Here is a 20454-nt window from a genome sequence, read left to right on the forward strand (position 1 = left end):
AGCCTTTAACGTCGGCCGGGGGTTTCCGGCCGGCGTATTCCTGCCTGGGTTCGTTGACATGCCCCTGAAGTTTTTTCTCAAGCTCTATGCCCGCCTCGCCGGCCTTACTGCACTGGTGATATTGCTTTGTGTTGTCCTTTTCGTGGGTGTCAATTCCGTACGCTCACAGTTCTGGCATGAACGATTCTCTGAACCGTTGATGCGTTGGCTGGCCTCATCGCCCGCACCGGAGCTCCAGTACCACTGGCTGGCTTCCCAGTATGACTTCAGCGTTGCAGGCGCCGGAGAGCTAGGGCTCTCTCAGGTTATCCGTGAGCGTCTGGGCTATGGCCAGGTGGTGTCGGTTGAGAGCAGCTTGGGATACCGGTTTCTGGTAACCGGGTTTCACGGTGAGGCTTTGCAATTCAGGGCACCTGAACCCTATCGAGATATAGCCGTTGCTTCCGCACAGATTCTGCGGGTGCACCTGGACGCTGCAGGACCGGAGGAGCGGGAGGAAGTCGTTGAGCGGCTGGCGGGAGGCTTGAATGTGACGATTTTGAGGATTCAGGGCTCCGGGGCTCTGCCGGATGACCAGGTTCTGGAGCGGGTTTACAGTCGCGGTTCCGCCTTTTATCACGACAACGGGAAGGGGCGGGTACTGGTGAAGTTGGCAGACGGCGAGCTGATTCAGGTTACCTTGCCTGCGCCCTTCAACCCATGGGCATGGCCGGTCATTCTGCTGTTGCTGGTGGTGTCAGGAAGTGTGCTGGCGCTGTCGTTGATTCTTGTGCTCCGAGGTCTGGACAGCAATTTTCGCAAAGTGGAGTCAGTCGCGGTGCGAATTGCCCGGGGAGAAATGAGTGCTCGAGTAGAGGCAGGCGAGGGCACTATTGTCTCGCGATTAGCGGCGGCGTTTAACGGCATGGCGGAGCACATTCAGCGTCTTGTGAACGTTCAGCGGGAAATGATTCATGCGGTTTCCCACGAATTGAGAACTCCGGTTGCCCGTATTCGCTTCGGCGTACAGATGATTGAGGACTGTCAGGGCCAGGAAGCTCTGCAGAAACAGTTGGATGGTATCGATGGCGATATTCAGGAGCTGGATGAACTGATTGATGAGATCCTGACCTATGCCCGCCTCGAACAGGGTGGGCCGGTCTTTTCGCTTGAGGAAGCGTCCATAACCGACATTGTGCACCAGGTTTTGGCGGAGCAACAGCTTGTCCGGCCGGCTCTGAGTATCGAGGGTGAAATTGATGAGGCGACAGAGCGCCTGGCTGTGGCCGACGTTGAACCGCGTTATATTCACCGTGCCATCCAGAACCTTGTGGGTAATGCCGGTCGCTATGCGGCTGACAGAGTACTTGTCCGTTGCCATATCGATGAAGATCATTGCCGGATTGATGTGGAGGACGACGGCCCGGGGATTCCGGAAGAAGAGTGGGAGAAGGTGTTTACGGCATTTGCCCGGCTTGATGACAGCCGCACTCGCACCTCCGGTGGGTACGGGCTTGGACTCTCTATCGTGCGCCGCATTCTCTACTGGCATAACGGTCAGGCATTCGTGAGCCGGAGTGATAGCCTTGGTGGAGCGCGTTTCAGCCTGGTCTGGCCGCGCAAAAAGCCGCTGGAGCCGGGTTTGTGAGGAGTTTGTGAAGCAGGTCTCAGGCTTTCACCTGATGTAACAAAGCGGCTACACAAGAACTACTGAAATCTTCGCCGAAGGCACAGATAATCAAAGCGTAAGGGATGACTTTTGAGGTTGTAGTTCTTACGAATTTTCCTTGTTTCATTCGTCATTTGAGGGCCGGTTCTCCGGCCCTTTTTTTTCTTTCTTTTTTGCATACTCTGCACTTTCTCCTGTCTGTTTACCTCCCGAATCCGCACCAATCTTCTTCTTCCCTGGAACCTGCTGGTAGAATCCGGTAAACAACCAGACACCAGGATCCATAATGACCCGTTACCTGCTTGCCATTGATCAGGGCACTACCAGCTCCCGAGCCATTGTTTTTGATCAGAGTGGTACCAGTGTTGCCGCAGATCAGCGGGAGTTCTCCCAGCACTTTCCCAGTGATGGCCGGGTAGAGCACGATGCCATGGAAATCTGGGAGAGTATCTTGGCTGTATGCCGAGGCGCGCTTGAGAAGGCTTCAGTTGATGCCTCGGAGCTGGCCGGAATCGGCATTACCAACCAGCGCGAAACCACGGTTATCTGGGAGCGAGCTACGGGTAAGCCCATCCATCACGCGATCGTCTGGCAGGACCGGCGCACAGCCTCACTGTGTACCAAGCTTAAAACCGACGGCCATGAGGATGCGGTGGTCGAGCGCACAGGCCTGCTGATTGACCCTTACTTCTCTGCCACCAAGATCGCCTGGATACTGGATAACGTGGAAGGTGCCCGCGACCGGGCCGAGGCCGGGGAGCTGGCGTTCGGCACGATAGACAGCTGGCTCCTTTGGAACCTGACCGGTGGGCGCTCGCATTATACTGACGCCAGCAACGCGTCCAGAACCGCGTTGTTCAATATTCACGAACAGCGCTGGGACGATGAGCTGCTATCGCTGTTTCGTGTCCCGCGCTCGTTGTTGCCTGATGTTCTCGACAGTGCAGCGAACTATGGTGAAACCGAATCCCATTGGCTTGGCGCACCGGTTATGGTGGCTGGTATCGCCGGCGATCAGCAAGCGGCTCTGATTGGTCAGGCCTGCTTCAAACCGGGCATGGCCAAGAGCACCTACGGCACGGGTTGTTTTCTGATGGTCAATACTGGTGCTAAAGCCCTGCGCTCTGAGAACCGCCTGCTGACAACTGTCGCTTACCGCCTTGATGGCAAACCCTGTTATGCGGTGGAGGGCAGTATTTTTGTGGCGGGTGCCGCAATGCAGTGGCTGCGTGATGGTCTGAAACTGATTCGTCATGCAAATGAGTCATCCACCTATGCAGAAAATGTTGGTGTGGATAATCATGTGTATCTGGTGCCTGCGTTTACCGGGCTGGGTGCTCCTCATTGGGATCCCCATGCCCGTGGGGCGATTATGGGGCTGACCCGGGATACCGGAATCGGCGAGATTGTGACCGCTGGACTGCAGTCGGTGTGCTATCAGACAAAGGATCTGGTGCGGGCCATCCAGAATGACGGTGCAGATCTGGCGTCACTTCGCGTGGATGGTGGTATGGTGGTCAACGACTGGCTGATGCAGTTTCTGGCAGATATCCTGAACGTTACGGTTGATCGCCCCCGGATTACCGAAACGACTGCTTTGGGTGCAGCCTATCTTGCCGGCCTGCAAACGGGTGTCTATGACAGCTTGGAGCAGATCTCAGAGCTCTGGGAATGCGAACGGCAGTTTCATGCCGAAATGCGCCCGGCGCTGCGTGAATCGCTGTATGCGGGCTGGCTGGACGCTATCGAAAGGGTCTGCAACAACTGACTCTGTTGATCAGTTGTTGCGTTCGAAAGCAATGAGGTGGTCAGCTTCTACTCGCACCGGAACCGTCTCACCCAGATGGAAATCCAGATGGCTGCGGAACAGGGCCTCAAATTCTGTATCTTCAGAGCAGCGGAAGCGGTAAAGCGTGGAGGTGCCTGCGAACGTTTTTTCCACCACTTTCGGGCGCAGGTCTGACGCCGCATCGTAGACAATATCATCAGGGCGGATAAGCACGTCTACCAAGGTGCCGGCGGGCCATTTGTAGGCTCTGTTGCCGTGAATTATACCCAGCTCGGACTCTATGATGTCTGGCCCCATGGCTTTGCCCGGAATAAATCCGCCTTGTCCGACAAAGCTCGCTACAAAACGGTTCACAGGTTCATGGTAGAGGTTGTAAGGGACATCCCACTGCTGGATTTTACCGTTCTGGAGCACCGCCACCTGATCGCACATGGCAAAAGCTTCCTGCTGATCGTGAGTCACCAGAATGGCGCTGATGCCGAGTGTTTTCAGGATCTCACGAACATCGAGGCTGAGTCTTCGGCGCAGGTCGGCATCCAGATTGGAGAAGGGCTCGTCGAGCAGTATCAGTGTTGGTTCCGGAGCCAGGGCCCGTGCCAGTGCAACCCGCTGTTGCTGGCCGCCCGAAAGTTCGTGCGGATAGTTCTCCGCCAGGTCCTGCAGGTGAACAACGTGAAGCAGTTCCATGACTTTCTGACGCTTCTCGGTCTTGTCCAGCCGGCGCAATCCGAAGCCTACGTTATCGGCAATGCTCAGATGCGGGAACAGGGCGTAGTCCTGAAAAACCATACCGATACGGCGCTTTTCCGGCGGCAATGTGCGGCCAGGGAGGCTGATCTGCCGGGACTGCAGGCATATTTCACCTCCGGTCAACGGAAGAAACCCCGCCAGAGCCCTTAGAATGGTGCTTTTCCCGCAACCGCTGGGCCCGAGCAGGCAGCCGATATCCCCGTGGCTGAGTGCGAAGCTGACATCTTTTACAACGGCGTCTCCGCCATAACCACAGGTCAGGTTATTTACTTCAAGCAGCCAGTTGTGAGCGGTCGTTTCGGGCGTGTTCATAAATCTTAGTCCAGGCGATTCAGGATCAGGAATTCCAGCAGAGCTTTCTGGGCATGGAGCCGGTTTTCGGCCTCGTCCCAGATTACGGAGCCTGGGTGGTCTATCATGTCTGCAGAAATCTCCTCGCCACGATGAGCGGGCAGGCAGTGCATGAGCAGTGCGTCTTTTGCTGCGATACCCATCAACGCCGGATTGATCTGGTAGTTGCTGAAGGCTTTCTCACGGGCTTTCTGCTCGTCTTCCTGGCCCATGGAAGCCCATACATCGGTTACCAGCAGGTTTGCATTGCGGGCAGCTTCAGCCGGCTCCTGCATGAGCGTTATGCGGGAGCTGTGGGCCTTTACCAGTTCCGGGTTTGGTTCGTAACCCTCAGGCGTTGCTATGTTCAGGTGAAAATCGAACTGTGTGGCAGCATTGATATACGAATGGCACATGTTGTTGCCATCACCAATCCAGGCCACCGTCGCACCCCGTATGCTTCCGCGATGTTCGCGGTATGTCTGCATGTCTGCCAGCAACTGGCAGGGGTGGAAATCATCCGTCAGGGCGTTGATAACCGGTGCCCGCGAAGTTTTTGCAAACTTTTCAACCGTTTCATGAGCAAAGGTACGGATCATTACAGCATCCACCATGCTGGAGATAACAATAGCGGAGTCTTCTATAGGCTCGCCGCGGCCAAGCTGCGTATCCCGCGGCGAAAGAAACATGGCAGAGCCGCCCAGCTGGGTCATGCCGGCCTCGAAAGAGACTCGGGTGCGGGTTGAGGACTTTTCAAAAATCATCGCCAGCACGCGATTTTTCAGTGAGTCCCTGACCTTGCCCTGACGCCATTCGCTCCGGAGCTTGGTTCCATGATCCACCAGGTTTTCCAGCTCGGTGGTGGTCATATCATTTAGTGTCAGAAAATGCCTTGCTGCCATGGGATGGCCCTTACCTTAATGAAGCCCAGGATGAGTATAAATACTGGTGAAAAACGGGGTCGACAAGTCTAGCCCTTCACGTCAGTGATGACAACGCTGCGGGTGGGGGCTTGCCCTGCATCAAATTGCAGGGTTTGGTGAGGAGCTCGCCCGACGTGTACAATGGAGGCTAGACAAGGCAGGTGCAACAGCGCAAAAGACTGTTCCGTTTTCAATCAGAGGTGAATGTTCATGGACATTAACGAAACCATTAAAACCCAACTCGCAGATAATCCAATTATTCTGTACATGAAGGGATCGCCCCAGGCTCCACAGTGTGGCTTTTCTGCTAAGACCTCACAGGCCCTGATGGCATGCGGTGAGCGTTTCGCATTCGTGAACATTCTTGATAATCAGGAGTTGCGTGAAGGCCTGAAAGTTTATTCGAGCTGGCCGACTTATCCTCAGCTTTACGTTAGCGGAGAGCTTGTCGGTGGCTGTGACATCATCATGGAAATGTCCGAGAACGGTGAATTGGCCAAGCTGGTAAAGGAAGCCGCCAAGCAAGCCGAGGCCTGATTCCTTTTTCCCTGCCGTTCAGAGCCGCGACGGAGCAAACACCAGTTTAACTTCGAAGCGGCTCTTTCCGCTCTGATCGGGCGTCGGTTCCGGGTAGGGGCTGGCAGATAGTGCGGCCCGGTAGGCCGCACTATCGATCTGCTCAATCCCTGTCGACCTGATCACTCTCGCTCTGGTAAGCGCGCCACTCCCTAGTAAGTAAAGCTCCACTTCCCTGATAGCCGATATCCGCAGCGTTTCAAGCTGGGTAGCCAGATGCGTGGCTAGTTTGATCAGGTAAGGATCCTGCTCCGAGGGCGATTGCGAAATCCTGGTAACATCTTCAGAGATTTGTTTGGCTGATGCCTGAGTGCGGGAACCTGACGTTGACGGCTCGCTTTCGGGATTTGAGAGTGTTGCTGAGCTGGTTTGATCCGCTTTTTTCGCCTGAGACTGGCGTGTGGGCAGAAGCGGGTGTCTCGGGAGTGCTCGCCGATGCGACCAACTCCAGGTTCAGTTGCTGCCGGTGCGTGACCGGGGGAGCCGGGATTAAAGAATGAGTTCCGGACAGCAACAGCGTATGAATCATGAAAGCAATTGATAAAGCGAGGGCAATCCGGTACTTCGCCGGAAGGCTGTTGTTGCTGCCATGCTCCAGCATTGATCTCAGGTTACTCCATTATTACCGTTTGATCGTTGCGCTAAGTGCCGGGCCTGCAGGATAGCTGCGGGGCCCGGGCCAGCTCAGGCAGTTTTGCTGCGCAGTGAACCGACGACGGCATCCAGTGCCCGGTCAATGAATGCACCTTGCTCAAGCAGCGTCATTCTCCCGCGTCGCATCTCATGTGCCAGCTCCACGCGTGTCTTTTCGATGACCTTCAGGCCCATGCGGTTCACAAAGACGAAACAGTCTGCTTCGTCAATGATCGCTGAAAGCTTGCACCGAAAGCTTGCACCATTAATCAGGCGGAACTCAACCCAGTTGCCTATCTCAATGCCGTCGATCTGAACCATGAACTCAGCGATAGCTGAATCCTCAGGCTGAAGCTCCGCTTTATTTCCGGAGTCATCCTGCTCATATTCCTGAGCCGGAAGCTCTTCAGCAGGTGCCATGCTGGAACTGGCGCGGAAAGCTTCCGCCAGTTCGTGCTTGAGCTGGCTCATAGTGTCATCAAGTTTTGTGGAGTTATATGAAACCTCTTCCAGCCCTGCTCGCAGCGATTTGAGCAGGCCGGGAACAACGCGCACCCACTGGTCCCTTTCTGCATCTTCCTGATGGGGATGCAGGCACCAGATCAAATCATCAACAACTTTCACGCTCTCCTGCCAGCGATGCTCCACATCGTCCCGAAGGTAGGCCAGAAACATGACCCGGCTCCAGCCATTGATCAGAATGTTATAGGTAGGCTCCGGAAGCCGGTAGCGAGCTACGCGTTCCTTTATTACCCGATCCACCAACTCCTGGGCTTTCTGGGATTTAATGCGTCCACGCTCAGATTCACGGGTGCGTTGCTCTACCAGGGATGCTTTGCGATTTTCCCGGGCAAGAAACTCTTCAAACTCATCGTTCAGTACTTCAAACAGTGCAACGTCACCGTCGAACTCGCAGAGGATCCTCTGCACAATACCGTGAATCTTTTCGTACAGCTTGTCTCTGGCTTTTTCGTCACTGTTGCTCCAGCCAATGCCTGCACGGGCAAGAGCGTTGAGCAGCTTCCTCGCAGGGTGCGTGGTCTTGCTGAAAAAACTCTTGTCTTTTATGACAACTTTCAGGATTGGTATCTGTAGCCGGCTTATCAGAACCTGGACCGGGGCGGACAGGTTGTAGTCATCAAGAATGAATTCAAAGAGCATGGATACAAGGTTGATCAGATCCTCGTCCATCTCCTTGAGTGCAGGCTTTTTGCCATCGCTGGCGTTGGCCTGGGACAGAATCTGTTGAACCACGTCACGAAGATCAATGGTAAGCGGTGCGCCTTCGCTCAGGTTGTGTTCAGCGCCGGCGTTAGTGCTGACAGGCAATGAGGCCAGCAAGCCTGCCAGTTCATTACCCCCGATAACCCGAGTGTTAGGGTCGTATTGTCTTGACGGTATGCCGGCATTGGCCCGCTGACGTGCCAGTAGCTGATGGATCTGCTCAAATACGGCGTTGCTGCCAGCACTGACATCTTGCCGGCTTTCTGATCCCACCGGGCCTTTCTGGTTCTCGGCAGCTGCTTCGCCCTCAGCTGCGCTATGTCGCTGGCCACTCTTACCGTGATAGCGGAAATTGGGGATAACGCCCGCCTGAATGAGGATTCTGTTTGCCTCATCCAACAGCATGCCCAGATTGGAGACAACATAGCGATCAAACTGCTTGAGCAGGATTAACCGTTCGCGGATCTGTATTTCCAGCGCCTGAATGGCTTCAGTAAAGGCGCTACAAAGATGCTCGGGCGCAATGGGGTTCACAGGTGATTCGTCTGACGCGCCGTCATAGACCTGGCTGAAGCGGGTCTGGAGCTGCAAAAGAGGGCCCTGGAAATGTGCCTTAGCCTTGGTGATCATGGCGTTCAGTGCAACCTGCTCTTCCAGATCATCATTGCCAACGAGCGCGAGGTTGTCTGCGTTTGCCTGCCGCCCCAGAGTGTCTTCCTGAAGTTGACCGGTGTGGGGTGGATTGGCAAAAAATTGGGCAACTGTATTCTGGAAATGACGCTCTACGCCTTTTCGCTTGATGCGAATTTCCCGCATGGCTTCAAAATAGCGATTCTGCTCATTATTACTGCGGGCATTGTTGGCCAGCTCGAACAGTGAATCATCAACGGCATCAAAGGCGCCCTGCAGCAAATCTCCGAGCCCGGCGACAACGGTGTCTCGAATGCGGGTGACCTCCACAGGAACCGACTTGCTGCTTCCAGCTTCTCTATGCCCACGGAGGTAATGTATGCCGGACTGCTTGTTCATGGCCGACTCCTGTTTACGGCTCAACCGGGTACATGACCGAGCTTGACTGCCTGTTTTTTGATTATAAGTTAAATTTACCGCATTTCCGGCTGCGTTAACATGAATAAAAACTAACCTGCGTGTTAAATCGAAAAATAAAGGGTGCTCCGGAGAAGCACCCTTTATTTGTCACTGACACGAATGCCGGGCCCTGATGATCCTCAGGTTACATACTCCGGGCCGATACCCATACTCCAGATCACTACACTGATTGCAAGGAGGGCGACAAACATGATCAGCCCTACAGTCAGTACCGCTGTGGCAAACATGAACCCGCGATCTTCAGGAATTCTCATCAGAATGGGCAGACCTTCGTAGAGCAGATACACCGCGTAAGCAATGGCGACGAGCCCTGCCAGCATATTCACCCAGATATTAGGATAAACTGCGATAACCCCGATCAGAAAGATAGGTGTGGCTGTGTAGGCGGCCATTGTAATGCCCCGTGGCGTTTCATCCACCGCATCATAGGTTGCCGCAAAGAAATCAATGAACTTGCCGAGAATGAATATGCCGGCCAGCATGGCGGCATAAAACAGCACGGACAGGCTCAGCGCGCTGCTGATAGACAGGCGTGTGACTTGGCCGTCACCGATTTGCCAGCCCACTTGGGTGGTTCCGAAGAAACCTGCCAGAGCAGGTATCAGGGCGAGAAGCAAAACGTGTCCTGTGTAAAGGCGGGTAACAGACTCAGATTCTCTTCGGATGGCTTCCCATTGTTGGTCAGGATGGGTCAGCAGGCCAAAGGTATGTGTCAGGCTCATGGACAAACTCCTTGAATTTATTATTTTTCGCATTCTTCCTAAGTGTTGGCGGTAGATTGATATGCGTCAAGGAGCTGGTTACATTTTGATCTTTCAAGAACCGGCTTCGCTATAACCGGGGCGTCTATCGAAGAGAGCAGAAATGACGGTGTCAGGTGATGGACAGTGCCCGTTTTTTGCGCTTTTTCGGATGCACAATCGCCGCTTTTACAACGTTGTCCTTGATCTGGAGAACCTCGACCCGATGCCCGCCTACCTTCAGGCAAACGTTGGTGTCCGGAATATTCTCAAGGGTTTCAGTGATCAAGCCATTAAGCGTTTTCGGGCCGTCGGTAGGTAGCTTCCAGCCCAGGGTTTTGTTGATGGTGCGCACGGCGGCAGTGCCATCAACAATGAAGGTGCCGTCGTCCTGTGGAATGATGTCTGGGCTGGTGGCAGCGTAGTCCGTTGTGAATTCGCCAACAATCTCTTCGAGAATGTCTTCCAGAGTAGCGAGCCCGAGCACATCTCCATATTCGTCCACCACGATCCCAAAACGGCGCTTACCTTTCTGGAAGTTGATGAGCTGCGTATTCAAGGGGGTGCTTTCGGGAACGAAGTAAGGCTCCTGGCAGAGTTGCAGAATCATGGTCTTGTTGATTTCTTCCTGTTGCAGCAGTTTGGCTGCGCTGCGCAGATGCAGGATGCCCTGAATATCGTTGATATCCCCCTTAAATACCGGTAGCCGTGTGTGTTGGCTGTTCCTCAATTGCCGCAGGATGGTGTCGGTATCGTCATCCAGATCGATGCCGGAGACTTCGTTACGTGGCACCATGATGTCGTTTACTGTCACTTTCTCCAGATCCAGGATGCTGACAAGCATATCCTTATGCTTTGCCGGGATCAGGGCGCCTGCTTCGTTTACCAGGGTTCTGAGCTCTTCCCGGCTGAGGTGATCGCTGGCGGCGTCGTTTGGGGAAATTCTCAGAATCCTGAGGATAGCGCCTGTAAACAGGTTTACTGCCCAAACGATCGGGTAAAGGATTTTTAGCAACGGCCCTAGTATGTAGCTCGCCGGGAATGCAATTTTTTCCGGGAACAGGGAGGCCAGAGTCTTAGGTGTGACTTCGGCAAAAATAAGGATGACGATCGTCAGTAGTAGTGTGGCAATGGCGATGCCGGCATCGCCCCATATGCGGATCGCAATAACGGTGGCAATGGACGACGCCAGGATGTTGACGAAGTTGTTGCCGATAAGAATGATGCCAATAAGCTGATCTGTGCGTTGCAGTAAACTCTGCGCCCGTTTTGCGCCTTTATGGCCGGTTTTTGCCATGTGTTTGAGGCGATACCGGTTGAGTGACATCATTCCGGTTTCAGAGCTGGAGAAAAATGCCGACAGCATGATTAGCCCGACGAGAATAATCGACAGCGCAGTAAGCGATGTACCGTCCAAACCAGAGGTGTCCTTATGTTGCTGACAAGTAGCGAAAATAGGTTGTGATTGTGTCTGGTGTCAAGAGGTTATGGTTGGCGGATCAGCCGCCCTTCCGGAATACCAGTTCGATGGCGAATTTGCTGCCGTAAAAGGCCACCATAAGGAGAGCGCAGCCGGCCAGTGTCCAGCGGCTCGCAGTTATGCCGCGCCAGCCTTTCGTGTAGCGACCGACAAGCAGCGCAACGAAAACCAGCAGCGAGAGTAGAGAGAATACGGTTTTATGGGCCAGGTTCTGGGCAAACAGGTTTTCGACAAAGAGGGCGCCCGTCACAATGGCGAGAATCAACATGACGACGCCTGCCCAGACCATCTCGAAAAGCAGGGATTCCATGGTTTGCAGTGGCGGTAAGTTGCGCACCAGAGGGCTATTATAGTTGCGCTTCAGTTGGCGGTTCTGGAAATAAAGCAGGCTTGCTTGTATGGCCGCCAGGGAAAACAGACTGTAGGCTGTAACTGACAGCGCGATATGAGAAAGTACACCGTAGCTTTCATCAGAAACCACGCGTGACGGCGTGTGTGTGATCAGTGCCGTGATGATGGTGAAGGCCGCCAGCGGATAAACCCCCAGGAAGAGGCTTTGAACCTGCTTTTTGAGGTTTAGTCCCAGCAAAAGGAAAACGATTAACCAGGAAATCAGCACCGAGCTTTTGAATAAACTGAAGTCGACACCACCATCGTGGCGAATGGTCTGGGCAATCAAAAGCCCATGAGCAGTGAGCGCCAGTATGCCTATAAGGGTGGTGATCGCAATGTTACTGTGAACGCGTCCACGAAAATGAAGCGCTTGCAGAGCGGTGCCGACGCTATACAGAAAAAGAGAGGTGACCGCGAGAATCAGCGTTCCCATGACTTCCTTATTAACCACTGTGCTGGCTGGAGATCGGCAGACATGGCTGCCGATTTGACCGGATTGGTCGTTTCAGGACGATAGTCTGGTTATAATGTCGCTATTATGCAACAGGAATCAAGGAGCCCAAGCCGGCTCTGAGATTTGTGCACTCAATTTATCCGGGGTACGGAAGAGCAACATGTTTGAGAACCTCCAAGATCGACTTTCCGGCAGCCTGCGCAAAATTTCCGGCCAGGCGCGGCTCACCGACGATAATATAAAGGACACTCTCCGGGAAGTGCGCATGGCGCTGCTGGAGGCGGACGTTGCCCTGCCGGTAGTAAAAGACTTTGTTGAAGGTGTTCGTCAGCGCGCTATCGGCCAGGAAGTCCAGCGCAGCCTTACTCCCGGTCAGGTGTTTGTAAAGGTAGTCCAGCAGGAGCTTGAGCGGGTAATGGGTGAGGGGAATGAAACCCTCAATCTCGCCGTTCAGCCGCCCGCCGTGATCATGATGGCCGGTCTTCAGGGCGCGGGTAAAACAACCACGGTTGCAAAACTGTCACGTTTTCTGAAAGAACGACAGAAAAAAACCGTCATGGTGGTGAGTGCTGACATTTACCGGCCGGCCGCCATCAAGCAGTTGGAAACCCTTGCGGCCGAAGTTGGCGTTGAGTTTTTCCCAAGTAGCGCAGACCAGGACCCGGTTGCCATTGCCGAAGGTGCTGTTGCGGCCGCCCGCAAGAAGCACATTGATGTTGTGATTCTGGATACCGCGGGTCGCTTGCACGTTGATGAACAGATGATGGGTGAGATCGGTCGCCTGCACAAGGCGGTTAACCCGGTTGAGACCCTCTTTGTGGTTGATGCCATGACAGGGCAGGATGCTGCAAATACCGCCAAGGCATTTAACGATGCTTTGCCGCTGACCGGTGTGGTGCTGACCAAGACCGATGGCGATGCCCGTGGTGGTGCCGCGCTTTCTGTAAGGCATATAACGGGTAAGCCCATCAAGTTCCTTGGGGTTGGCGAAAAAATTGATGCCCTGGAACCGTTTCACCCGGATCGGGTGGCATCCCGTATTCTTGGTATGGGCGACGTGCTCTCTCTTATTGAAGATGCAGAGCGCAAGCTGGATCAGAAAAAGGCAGAGAAACTCACCAAAAAGATCAAAAAAGGCAAAAGCTTTGATCTTGAGGACTTCCGTGACCAGCTTCAGCAGATGAAGAGCATGGGGGGTATCGGTGGCTTAATGGACAAATTGCCGGGAATGGGGCAGATGGCTCAGGTAGCGCAGCAGCAGGTTAATGATAAGTCGATGGGGCAGCTGGAAGCGATCATTTGCTCAATGACCGGGAAAGAGCGTCGCCACCCGGATGTTATCAATAATTCCCGCAAGCGCCGTATCGCCGCCGGTTCTGGAACGCAGATACAGGATGTTAACCGCCTGCTAAAGCAACACAAGCAAATGCAGAAGATGATGAAAAAGTTTAGCAAAAAGGGCGGAATGGCGAATATGATGCGCGGTCTTGGTGGTATGATGCCGCCGGGCGGTGGCGGCGGTGGCGCGCCGCCATTTGGTCGTATGTGAAAAGCCTTACATGGAAAACCTCGAAACAGTGTGTTTCGAGGTTTTCTTTGGCGCGTTTTTAGCATAGAATGGCGCCCCTTTCGAGTATGGGTCTTCGCGTAAGCCACTACTGTGGTCGGCGTGAAACGTACAAAGTTCGTATAACAGAACAGGATATTGGTTAAATGGTAACAATCCGTTTGGCTCGCGGCGGTTCCAAGAAGCGCCCGTTCTATCATCTGACAGTCACCGACAGTCGCAAATCACGCGACGGCGCTTTTATTGAGCGCGTTGGTTTTTTCAACCCGATCGCCCGCGGTCAGGAAGAGCGTCTTCGTGTTGATCGCGACCGTGTAAATTTCTGGGTTGGCCAGGGTGCACAAACCAGCGATCGCGTTGCGCAACTGCTCAAGGCTGCTGTGTAAGTTTTACTGACCACCGGGGTTGTTGTATGACGCAGAATCCTAAGGAAACTGTGATCGGTCGGATTACCTCGGTATTTGGGGTTAAAGGGTGGCTTAAGGTTTTTTCCTTTACCGACCCCATAGAAGGAATACTGGACTATACCGACTGGGTTCTTGATCTGGACGGTAAGCGTATCCCTGTAAAGCTTGAGGAAGGTCGCCGCCAAGGGCGGGCGATCGTTGTCAGGCTCAAAGGTATTAACGATCGTGAGCTGGCTCGCACATACTGTGGAGCCGAAGTCAGGGTTCCGACTACTGAGTTGCCCGTGCTCCCTGAAGGGGAGTTTTACTGGCTTCAGTTGCAGGGGCTAGATGTGTTCACGGTTGACGGTGAATGCTTCGGTCGAGTGGATCACCTGATAGAAACCGGTTCCAACGATGTTCTGGTGGTGCATGCAACGACAGGCTCCATTGATCAGCGCGAGCGTCTGATTCCTTACCTTCCTGATAAAGTTGTTCGGGAGGTGGATCTGGCAGGGCGTAAAATGATCGTAGACTGGGATCCGGAGTTCTGACGGGTGTGGATTGGTGCAGTGAGCCTGTTTCCGGACATGTTCCAAGCGGTAACAGATTACGGGATAACGAGCAGGGCAGTGCGCGATGGTCTTCTGACCTTCGAAAGCTGGAATCCTCGCGAGTTTACCCACGATCGCCACCGTACCGTTGATGACCGGCCCTATGGTGGTGGCCCCGGCATGCTGATGAAGATTCAGCCGCTCAGGGATGCCATTCACGCAGCGAAAGAAGCCGCGCCCGGAAAAGCTTGCGTGGTTTATCTTTCGCCTCAGGGCGAAACACTGAGCCAGGCTGTTGTTGAGTCACTTGCTGCAGAAGAACGTTTGATTCTGGTAGCAGGGCGCTATGAAGGTGTTGATGAACGCCTGATAGCGGCAGAGGTCGACCGGGAAATATCATTGGGCGACTTTGTACTCTCCGGCGGCGAACTGGCAGCCATGGCTGTTATTGATGCGGTTACACGCCTCATCCCCGGAGCGCTGGGTCATGCGCAGTCGGCAGAACAGGATTCTTTTGCTGACGGTTTGCTGGATTGTCCGCACTACACCCGGCCCGAAGTTTACGAAGGTCAGGCGGTGCCGGATATTTTGTTGGGCGGTCACCATGGACAGATCCGGCGTTGGCGGCTCAAGCAGTCGCTGAGGCGAACCCGGGAGCGACGCCCCGATCTGCTGGAAAAGCGGGTGCTTACGGACGAAGAGCGTGAGCTGCTGGGTGAGATTTTAAACGAACCGTGTGCCTCTGAATCATCAGGGCATTAAAAGATTGGGTATCAGGAGCATTACGATGAGCGGCAAGAACAACATCATCAATCAACTTGAAACAGAGCAGATGGCCAAGGAAATTCCCGCGTTTGCGCCGGGCGATACCGTGGTTATTCAGGTTCGTGTAACTGAGGGCAACCGTGAGCGTCTGCAGGCGTTCGAAGGCGTTGTTATCGGCAAGCGTAACCGTGGCATGAATTCGTCTTTCACTGTACGGAAAATTTCCTACGGCGTAGGCGTTGAGCGTACTTTTCAGACCTTCTCCAAGCTGATCGACAGCCTTGCGGTGAAGCGTCGCGGTGATGTGCGTCAGGCCAAGCTTTACTACCTGCGCGAGCTTTCTGGTAAGGCGGCACGTATCAAGGAAAAGCTGGGCTGATCAGCTATTTGCTGAGAAACCTTGTAGTGAAAAGGCAGCCTGAGGGCTGCCTTTTTCGTTTCTGGCGAGCCAGAATGCAGTGTTGCGGATATGGGTTGTCAGAGGGCGATGGTGTGAGATCAGAAGATGAAGCGGTAACTGTCCGGTTTGTTGATGCCGTTTGGCTTGAGGATGGCCTGGGTGAGAAAACCCGTCAGGCATATCGCAGCGATTTGCAGCGTCTGGCTGCCTGGCTTGAGAACCAGCCCGGCCGGCCGCTACTTGCTGAGGCGCGAAGGACGGATTTACTGGCGTGGATGGCCAGTGGACTCGCGGAGGGTATAAAGACATCTACGGCGGCTCGTCGTCTCTCCGGTGTCCGTCGGTTTTATCGGTTTCTGCTCCGGGAACGGCTGATTGCAGAAGACCCTACTTTGCGTATAGACAGCCCCCGGTTACCTCGCCGATTGCCGGAGTCGCTGACCGAAGAAGAGGTGGATGCACTTCTGGCGGAGCCGGATCCCGGCTTGCCGATTGAGCAACGGGACAAAGCCATGCTGGAGATCCTCTATGGCTGTGGTCTGCGAGTATCTGAGCTCACAGGGTTGCGTGTCGATCAGGTGAATCTGCGCCAGGGTGTTATACGCGTGACCGGCAAAGGCGATAAAGAGCGCCTGGTTCCTTTAGGTGAAGAGGCTGTGGACTGGCTTCTCCGGTATATGAAAGAGGGGCGCCCTGAACTTCTAAAGGGGCGCGCCTGCGATGCGCTGTTCCCCGGCAACCGGCCGGCCGCCATGACGCGGCAGACCTTCTGGCACCGGGTTCGACACTACGCTTTACGTACCGGTATTCGCAAGCATCTTTCTCCCCATACCCTCCGGCATGCCTTCGCAACTCATCTGCTTAACAATGGTGCGGACCTGCGTGTCGTTCAGATGCTGCTAGGGCACTCGGATCTTTCAACTACCCAGATATATACTCACGTTGCGCGCCAAAGGCTGCAGTCGTTGCATCAGGCTCACCATCCCCGTGGTTGAGTCTGTGATTTTTAGGTAAGGTGACGCTTTGAACTTTTGTGGCGAGCAGATGTCGCACGTAAACCCAATATTACCCGACTGAAAAGGTGTGTTTGCCAGGATGAATATAAAACGTTTTTTTATGATTGCAGTGATAGCGGCTGGTGTTCTGGGTTCGCCCTTCAGCGTTGCCGGTGATGTTGAGGACAGCATCAGCGAGCGTCTTTCCAGTGCCGTGCCCGGGCTTAAAATATCGTCTGTACGGGAATCAGAGGCGAAGGGGCTTTACGAGGTTAAGAGCAATAACGGAGATATTATCTACACTACGCCCGATGGCCAGTTCCTGCTAACCGGCGATTTGCTGCGAGTTTCCAGCAATGGCATTGCCAATGTGACAGAAGAAGCCAGGGCCGGCGAGCGACGCAAAACCATGGATAGCTATGGTGAAAAGGGCGTTATCAGCTACAAGGCCAGCAACGAGAAGGCGGTTGTTGATGTGTTTACCGACATTGACTGCCCTTACTGCCGCAAACTCCACGATGAAGTACCGCAGCTCAACGATTATGGCATTACGGTGAATTACTACGCCTATCCGCGCTCAGGTCCGGGCACGCCATCGTTCACAAAATACATGTCAGTCTGGTGTGCCGAGGATCAACAGTCTGCAATGACTTCAGCCAAATCCGGGAAAACGGTTGAAGCGGCGACCTGCGACAACCCTGTTCGGGAGCAGTTCGAGCTCGGTCGGCGTGTAGGTGTAACGGGTACGCCAGCCATCGTGCTGGAGGACGGCAATATTGTGCGTGGTTATGTACCAGCGAAGAATCTGGCCGAAGGGCTGGGCCTGCTCTGATACAACTGTGAGCCCGGCTGCATCCCGGGCAGCTGCAGTTATGTGACAAGCTTTCGATTCAGGGCTTATTCAGTAAGCCCTGAATCGGTATACTATTCGGCCTTTCAGTGTCGCAACATCACAATGCTGCACTATTACAATTCATCAGCACCCCTTCGGGATCAGAGGTGAGAGCTTGAAAGACGTTAGTGTCGGAATCTGCGGACTGGGAACCGTTGGCGGCGGTACATTCAATGTATTGACTCGCAACGCCGCGCTTATTGCGGGCCGTGCGGGGTGTAATATCCGGATTGCCCGGGTTGCCAGCCGACGCAGCCGTGACGATATAGATCTTGGCAACGTCGCCTTCAGCACCGAGATATTCGACGTGGTGAATGATCCTGCGATTGATGTGGTGGTAGAGCTGATCGGCGGCTACGAGACAGCGCGTGAGCTGGTGCTTTCTGCCATTCGTAATGGCAAGCATGTGGTTACCGCCAACAAGGCGTTGATTGCCGTTCACGGCAATGAGATTTTTGAGGCTGCGGAAAAAGCCGGCGTTGTGGTTGCCTATGAGGCGGGAGTTGCCGGTGGTATTCCCGTGATGAAGGCTATTCGCGAAGGCTTGGCGGCTAACCGTATCGACTGGATTGCCGGCATTATCAATGGCACGGGCAATTACATTCTTACCGAAATGCGCGCAGGTCGGGCATTTGCTGAGGTTCTTAAAGAAGCCCAGGATCTTGGATACGCAGAAGCAGACCCTACCTTTGATGTTGAGGGTATTGACGCTGCCCATAAACTGACCATTCTTGCTTCGGCCGGGTTTGGCGTTCCTTTGCAGTTCGAAAAAGCCTTTACCGAAGGGATTTCATCGATCACGCCCTACGATATCGCCCATGCTGAGCAACTTGGCTATCGCATCAAGCATCTGGGCATTGCCCGTCGTCGGGATGAAGGTATTGAGCTTCGCGTACACCCGACTCTGGTTCCCCAAAGTCACTTGATTGCTCAGGTTGATGGCGTCCTGAACGCCGTTCTTGTGGATGGCGACGCGGTTGGCCAGACCATGTATTACGGGCCGGGTGCTGGCGATGAAGCAACGGCTTCGGCTGTCATTGCCGACATTGTGGATGTTGCCCGAATTGTGGCGAGCGGGAGCACGCTACGGGTGCCTCACCTCGGATTTGTGCCGGGCGCGCTGGAAAACCTGAACGTTCTGTCCATGGAAGATATCCAGTCTGCATATTATCTGCGCATCACCGCCCTGGATCGCCCGGGCGTGCTGGCGAAGATAGCCTCGATTCTGAGTGAGCACGGCATCAATATTGAGTCGATCATGCAGAAAGAATCCGAAGTGAAGGATGGCCGAATTCCCGTCATTATCCTGACCCACACCGTGCAGGAACGACAGATCAACCGCGCCATCGAAGAACTGGAATCGCTTTCCGATACGGATGGCCCGGTTGTGCGTATTCGCGCCGAAAACTTTAACTGAGAATCCTATAACTGACAGGTGCGCACGTGAGATACATCAGTACGCGGGGAGAAGCACCCGCACTGGGCTTTGAAGACGTTCTGCTCACCGGGCTGGCTCCCGATGGTGGTCTTTATGTGCCGGAGTCACTCCCGCACTTCAGCCTGGAAGAGATCCGCAGCTGGCGCGGACTTCCTTACACCGAGCTTGCGTTCAACATCATGTACCCGTTTGTGGAAGAGGCCATTCCCGAGGCTGATTTCCGGCAGATGCTTGATGAAACCTACGGTGTTTTTACCCATAAAGCTGTCGCCCCGCTGGTTCAGCTGGATACCAACGAGTGGGTGATGGAGTTGTTCCGTGGGCCAACGCTGGCATTCAAGGACTTTGCGCTTCAGTTATTAGGCCGCCTGCTGGATTACGTGCTAGGAAAGCGCAAAGAGCATGCCGTCATTATGGGTGCAACCTCCGGGGATACCGGCTCCGCGGCCATTGAAGGCTGTCGTCGCTGCGAGCACGTGGATATCTTTATCCTGCATCCTTACGAGCGCGTATCGGAAGTGCAGCGGCGTCAGATGACTACGGTTCAGGGCGACAACATCCATAACATTGCTGTTCGGGGCAATTTCGATGACTGTCAGCGCATGGTCAAAGAGAGCTTTGGCGACCAATCTTTCCTGGGTGGCAAAGCCAGGCTGGCAGCTGTTAACTCAATCAACTGGGCCCGGATCATGGCTCAGATTGTTTATTACTTTCATGCTTCTTTGGCCCTCGGTGGCCCGGATCGCAGCATGGCGTTTTCTGTGCCTACCGGTAATTTCGGGGATATCTTTGCCGGCTATCTGGCAAAGAAAATGGGTCTGCCCGTGTCACAGCTGGTTATTGCCACCAACCGGAACGATATTCTCCATCGCTTCATGAGTGGCAACAAATACGAGCAGCACCAGCTTGAGCACACGCTTTCGCCGAGTATGGACATCATGGTATCCAGTAACTTTGAGCGCTTGCTGTTTGATCTTCATGGTCGCGATGGACTGGCGGTTAAACAACTGCTGGAAAATGCAGCCAAAGGGCCGGTGAGCATCGAAGATTATCGCTGGAAGCGTGTGCGCAAGCTTTTCGACAGTGCTGCGGTTGATGATAAGACTACGTGTAACACCATTCGCGAGGTCTACGAGCAGAACCAATACCTGCTGGATCCGCATACGGCCATCGGCGTGCACGCTGCTCGTGCCTGTCGCCGGGATATCCAGGTGCCGATGATCACTCTCGGGACTGCCCATCCGGCCAAGTTTCCGGATGCCATCGTCGAATCCGGTCTGACTGTAAAACCAGAACTTCCGGCTCATATGGCGGATCTTTTCGAACGTGAAGAGCACTATACGGTGCTTGATAACGACCGCGCGGATGTGCAGGCATTTATTGCAAAACACTGGAAGAATACCTGAC

The 20454-nt window shown here is 54.2% G+C and carries 20 protein-coding genes; 12 read left to right on the top strand and 8 right to left on the bottom strand.

The window, feature by feature from the left end; genetic code table 11:
• Window positions 1–58 precede the first annotated feature (58 nt).
• Window positions 59–1627, top strand: a complete 1569-nt coding sequence (locus BUA49_RS14785; RefSeq protein WP_072798977.1) for an ATP-binding protein — start codon at window positions 59–61, stop codon at window positions 1625–1627.
• Window positions 1628–1771: 144 nt separating this feature from the next.
• Here BUA49_RS14785 and BUA49_RS17820 read toward each other — a convergent pair whose 3' ends face one another.
• Window positions 1772–1933 carry a hypothetical protein gene (locus tag BUA49_RS17820; RefSeq protein ID WP_175547597.1) on the bottom strand — a complete coding sequence of 54 codons (162 nt, stop codon included), beginning with the start codon at window positions 1931–1933 and terminating at the stop codon, window positions 1772–1774.
• Window position 1934: 1 nt separating this feature from the next.
• Here BUA49_RS17820 and glpK point away from each other — a divergent pair, with 1 nt between their 5' ends.
• Window positions 1935–3416 (top strand): glycerol kinase GlpK, encoded by a 1482-nt coding sequence (gene glpK / locus BUA49_RS14790; protein ID WP_072798979.1) that lies wholly within the window; start codon window positions 1935–1937, stop codon window positions 3414–3416.
• A gap of 9 nt (window positions 3417–3425) precedes the next feature.
• Here glpK and BUA49_RS14795 read toward each other — a convergent pair whose 3' ends face one another.
• Together BUA49_RS14795 and argF are read right to left on the bottom strand one after the other, a co-directional pair.
• The gene (locus tag BUA49_RS14795) at window positions 3426–4499 is read right to left on the bottom strand and encodes an ABC transporter ATP-binding protein (RefSeq protein ID WP_072798980.1); all 1074 of its coding nucleotides are present in this window, start codon (window positions 4497–4499) and stop codon (window positions 3426–3428) included.
• A 5-nt stretch (window positions 4500–4504) separates the two neighbouring features.
• Complete coding sequence (gene argF, locus BUA49_RS14800; protein ID WP_072798982.1) at window positions 4505–5419, bottom strand: ornithine carbamoyltransferase; 915 nt, start codon at window positions 5417–5419, stop codon at window positions 4505–4507.
• A 231-nt stretch (window positions 5420–5650) separates the two neighbouring features.
• On the opposite strand from argF, the gene grxD reads away from it, so the two are divergent.
• The gene (gene grxD, locus BUA49_RS14805) at window positions 5651–5977 is read left to right on the top strand and encodes a Grx4 family monothiol glutaredoxin (protein ID WP_072798984.1); all 327 of its coding nucleotides are present in this window, start codon (window positions 5651–5653) and stop codon (window positions 5975–5977) included.
• An 18-nt stretch (window positions 5978–5995) separates the two neighbouring features.
• Here the strand turns inward: grxD and BUA49_RS18095 are convergent, their stop codons facing one another.
• The 5 genes from BUA49_RS18095 to BUA49_RS14830 form a co-directional block, all read right to left on the bottom strand.
• A complete protein-coding gene (locus tag BUA49_RS18095; protein WP_228704509.1) occupies window positions 5996–6187 on the bottom strand; it encodes an energy transducer TonB family protein in 192 nt (63 codons plus the stop codon).
• Between the two features lie 513 nt (window positions 6188–6700).
• Complete coding sequence (locus BUA49_RS14815) at window positions 6701–8902, bottom strand: DUF1631 domain-containing protein (protein WP_072798986.1); 2202 nt, start codon at window positions 8900–8902, stop codon at window positions 6701–6703.
• A gap of 200 nt (window positions 8903–9102) precedes the next feature.
• Window positions 9103–9705, bottom strand: a complete 603-nt coding sequence (locus BUA49_RS14820) for a Yip1 family protein (RefSeq protein WP_072798988.1) — start codon at window positions 9703–9705, stop codon at window positions 9103–9105.
• A 151-nt stretch (window positions 9706–9856) separates the two neighbouring features.
• Complete coding sequence (locus BUA49_RS14825) at window positions 9857–11140, bottom strand: HlyC/CorC family transporter (protein ID WP_072798990.1); 1284 nt, start codon at window positions 11138–11140, stop codon at window positions 9857–9859.
• Between the two features lie 82 nt (window positions 11141–11222).
• Window positions 11223–12029, bottom strand: coding sequence for a cytochrome C assembly family protein (locus BUA49_RS14830; RefSeq protein WP_072798992.1), 807 nt, complete (start codon window positions 12027–12029; stop codon window positions 11223–11225).
• Between the two features lie 181 nt (window positions 12030–12210).
• On the opposite strand from BUA49_RS14830, the gene ffh reads away from it, so the two are divergent.
• The 9 genes from ffh to thrC all read left to right on the top strand — a co-directional run bounded on the left by ffh (window position 12211) and on the right by thrC (window position 20453).
• Window positions 12211–13599, top strand: a complete 1389-nt coding sequence (ffh, locus tag BUA49_RS14835) for a signal recognition particle protein (protein ID WP_072798994.1) — start codon at window positions 12211–12213, stop codon at window positions 13597–13599.
• 164 nt (window positions 13600–13763) lie between these two features.
• Window positions 13764–14003 (top strand): 30S ribosomal protein S16, encoded by a 240-nt coding sequence (gene rpsP / locus BUA49_RS14840; RefSeq protein WP_072798996.1) that lies wholly within the window; start codon window positions 13764–13766, stop codon window positions 14001–14003.
• 26 nt (window positions 14004–14029) lie between these two features.
• Window positions 14030–14557, top strand: coding sequence for a ribosome maturation factor RimM (rimM, locus tag BUA49_RS14845; protein WP_072798998.1), 528 nt, complete (start codon window positions 14030–14032; stop codon window positions 14555–14557).
• Window positions 14558–14560: 3 nt separating this feature from the next.
• Window positions 14561–15319, top strand: coding sequence for a tRNA (guanosine(37)-N1)-methyltransferase TrmD (gene trmD, locus BUA49_RS14850; protein WP_072799000.1), 759 nt, complete (start codon window positions 14561–14563; stop codon window positions 15317–15319).
• Between the two features lie 25 nt (window positions 15320–15344).
• Window positions 15345–15701 (top strand): 50S ribosomal protein L19, encoded by a 357-nt coding sequence (gene rplS, locus BUA49_RS14855; RefSeq protein ID WP_072799002.1) that lies wholly within the window; start codon window positions 15345–15347, stop codon window positions 15699–15701.
• Window positions 15702–15775: 74 nt separating this feature from the next.
• Window positions 15776–16717 (top strand): site-specific tyrosine recombinase XerD, encoded by a 942-nt coding sequence (gene xerD, locus BUA49_RS14860; RefSeq protein ID WP_139248797.1) that lies wholly within the window; start codon window positions 15776–15778, stop codon window positions 16715–16717.
• 100 nt (window positions 16718–16817) lie between these two features.
• Window positions 16818–17549 carry a DsbC family protein gene (locus BUA49_RS14865; RefSeq protein WP_072799003.1) on the top strand — a complete coding sequence of 244 codons (732 nt, stop codon included), beginning with the start codon at window positions 16818–16820 and terminating at the stop codon, window positions 17547–17549.
• A 175-nt stretch (window positions 17550–17724) separates the two neighbouring features.
• Entirely contained in the window at window positions 17725–19026 is a 1302-nt protein-coding gene (locus BUA49_RS14870; RefSeq protein ID WP_072799005.1) for a homoserine dehydrogenase, read from the top strand.
• A gap of 26 nt (window positions 19027–19052) precedes the next feature.
• The gene (thrC, locus tag BUA49_RS14875; protein ID WP_072799007.1) at window positions 19053–20453 is read left to right on the top strand and encodes a threonine synthase; all 1401 of its coding nucleotides are present in this window, start codon (window positions 19053–19055) and stop codon (window positions 20451–20453) included.
• Window position 20454 lies beyond the last annotated feature (1 nt).

This window comes from Marinobacter antarcticus, from assembly GCF_900142385.1.
In the GTDB taxonomy this organism is placed as follows: Bacteria; Pseudomonadota; Gammaproteobacteria; order Pseudomonadales; family Oleiphilaceae; genus Marinobacter; species Marinobacter antarcticus.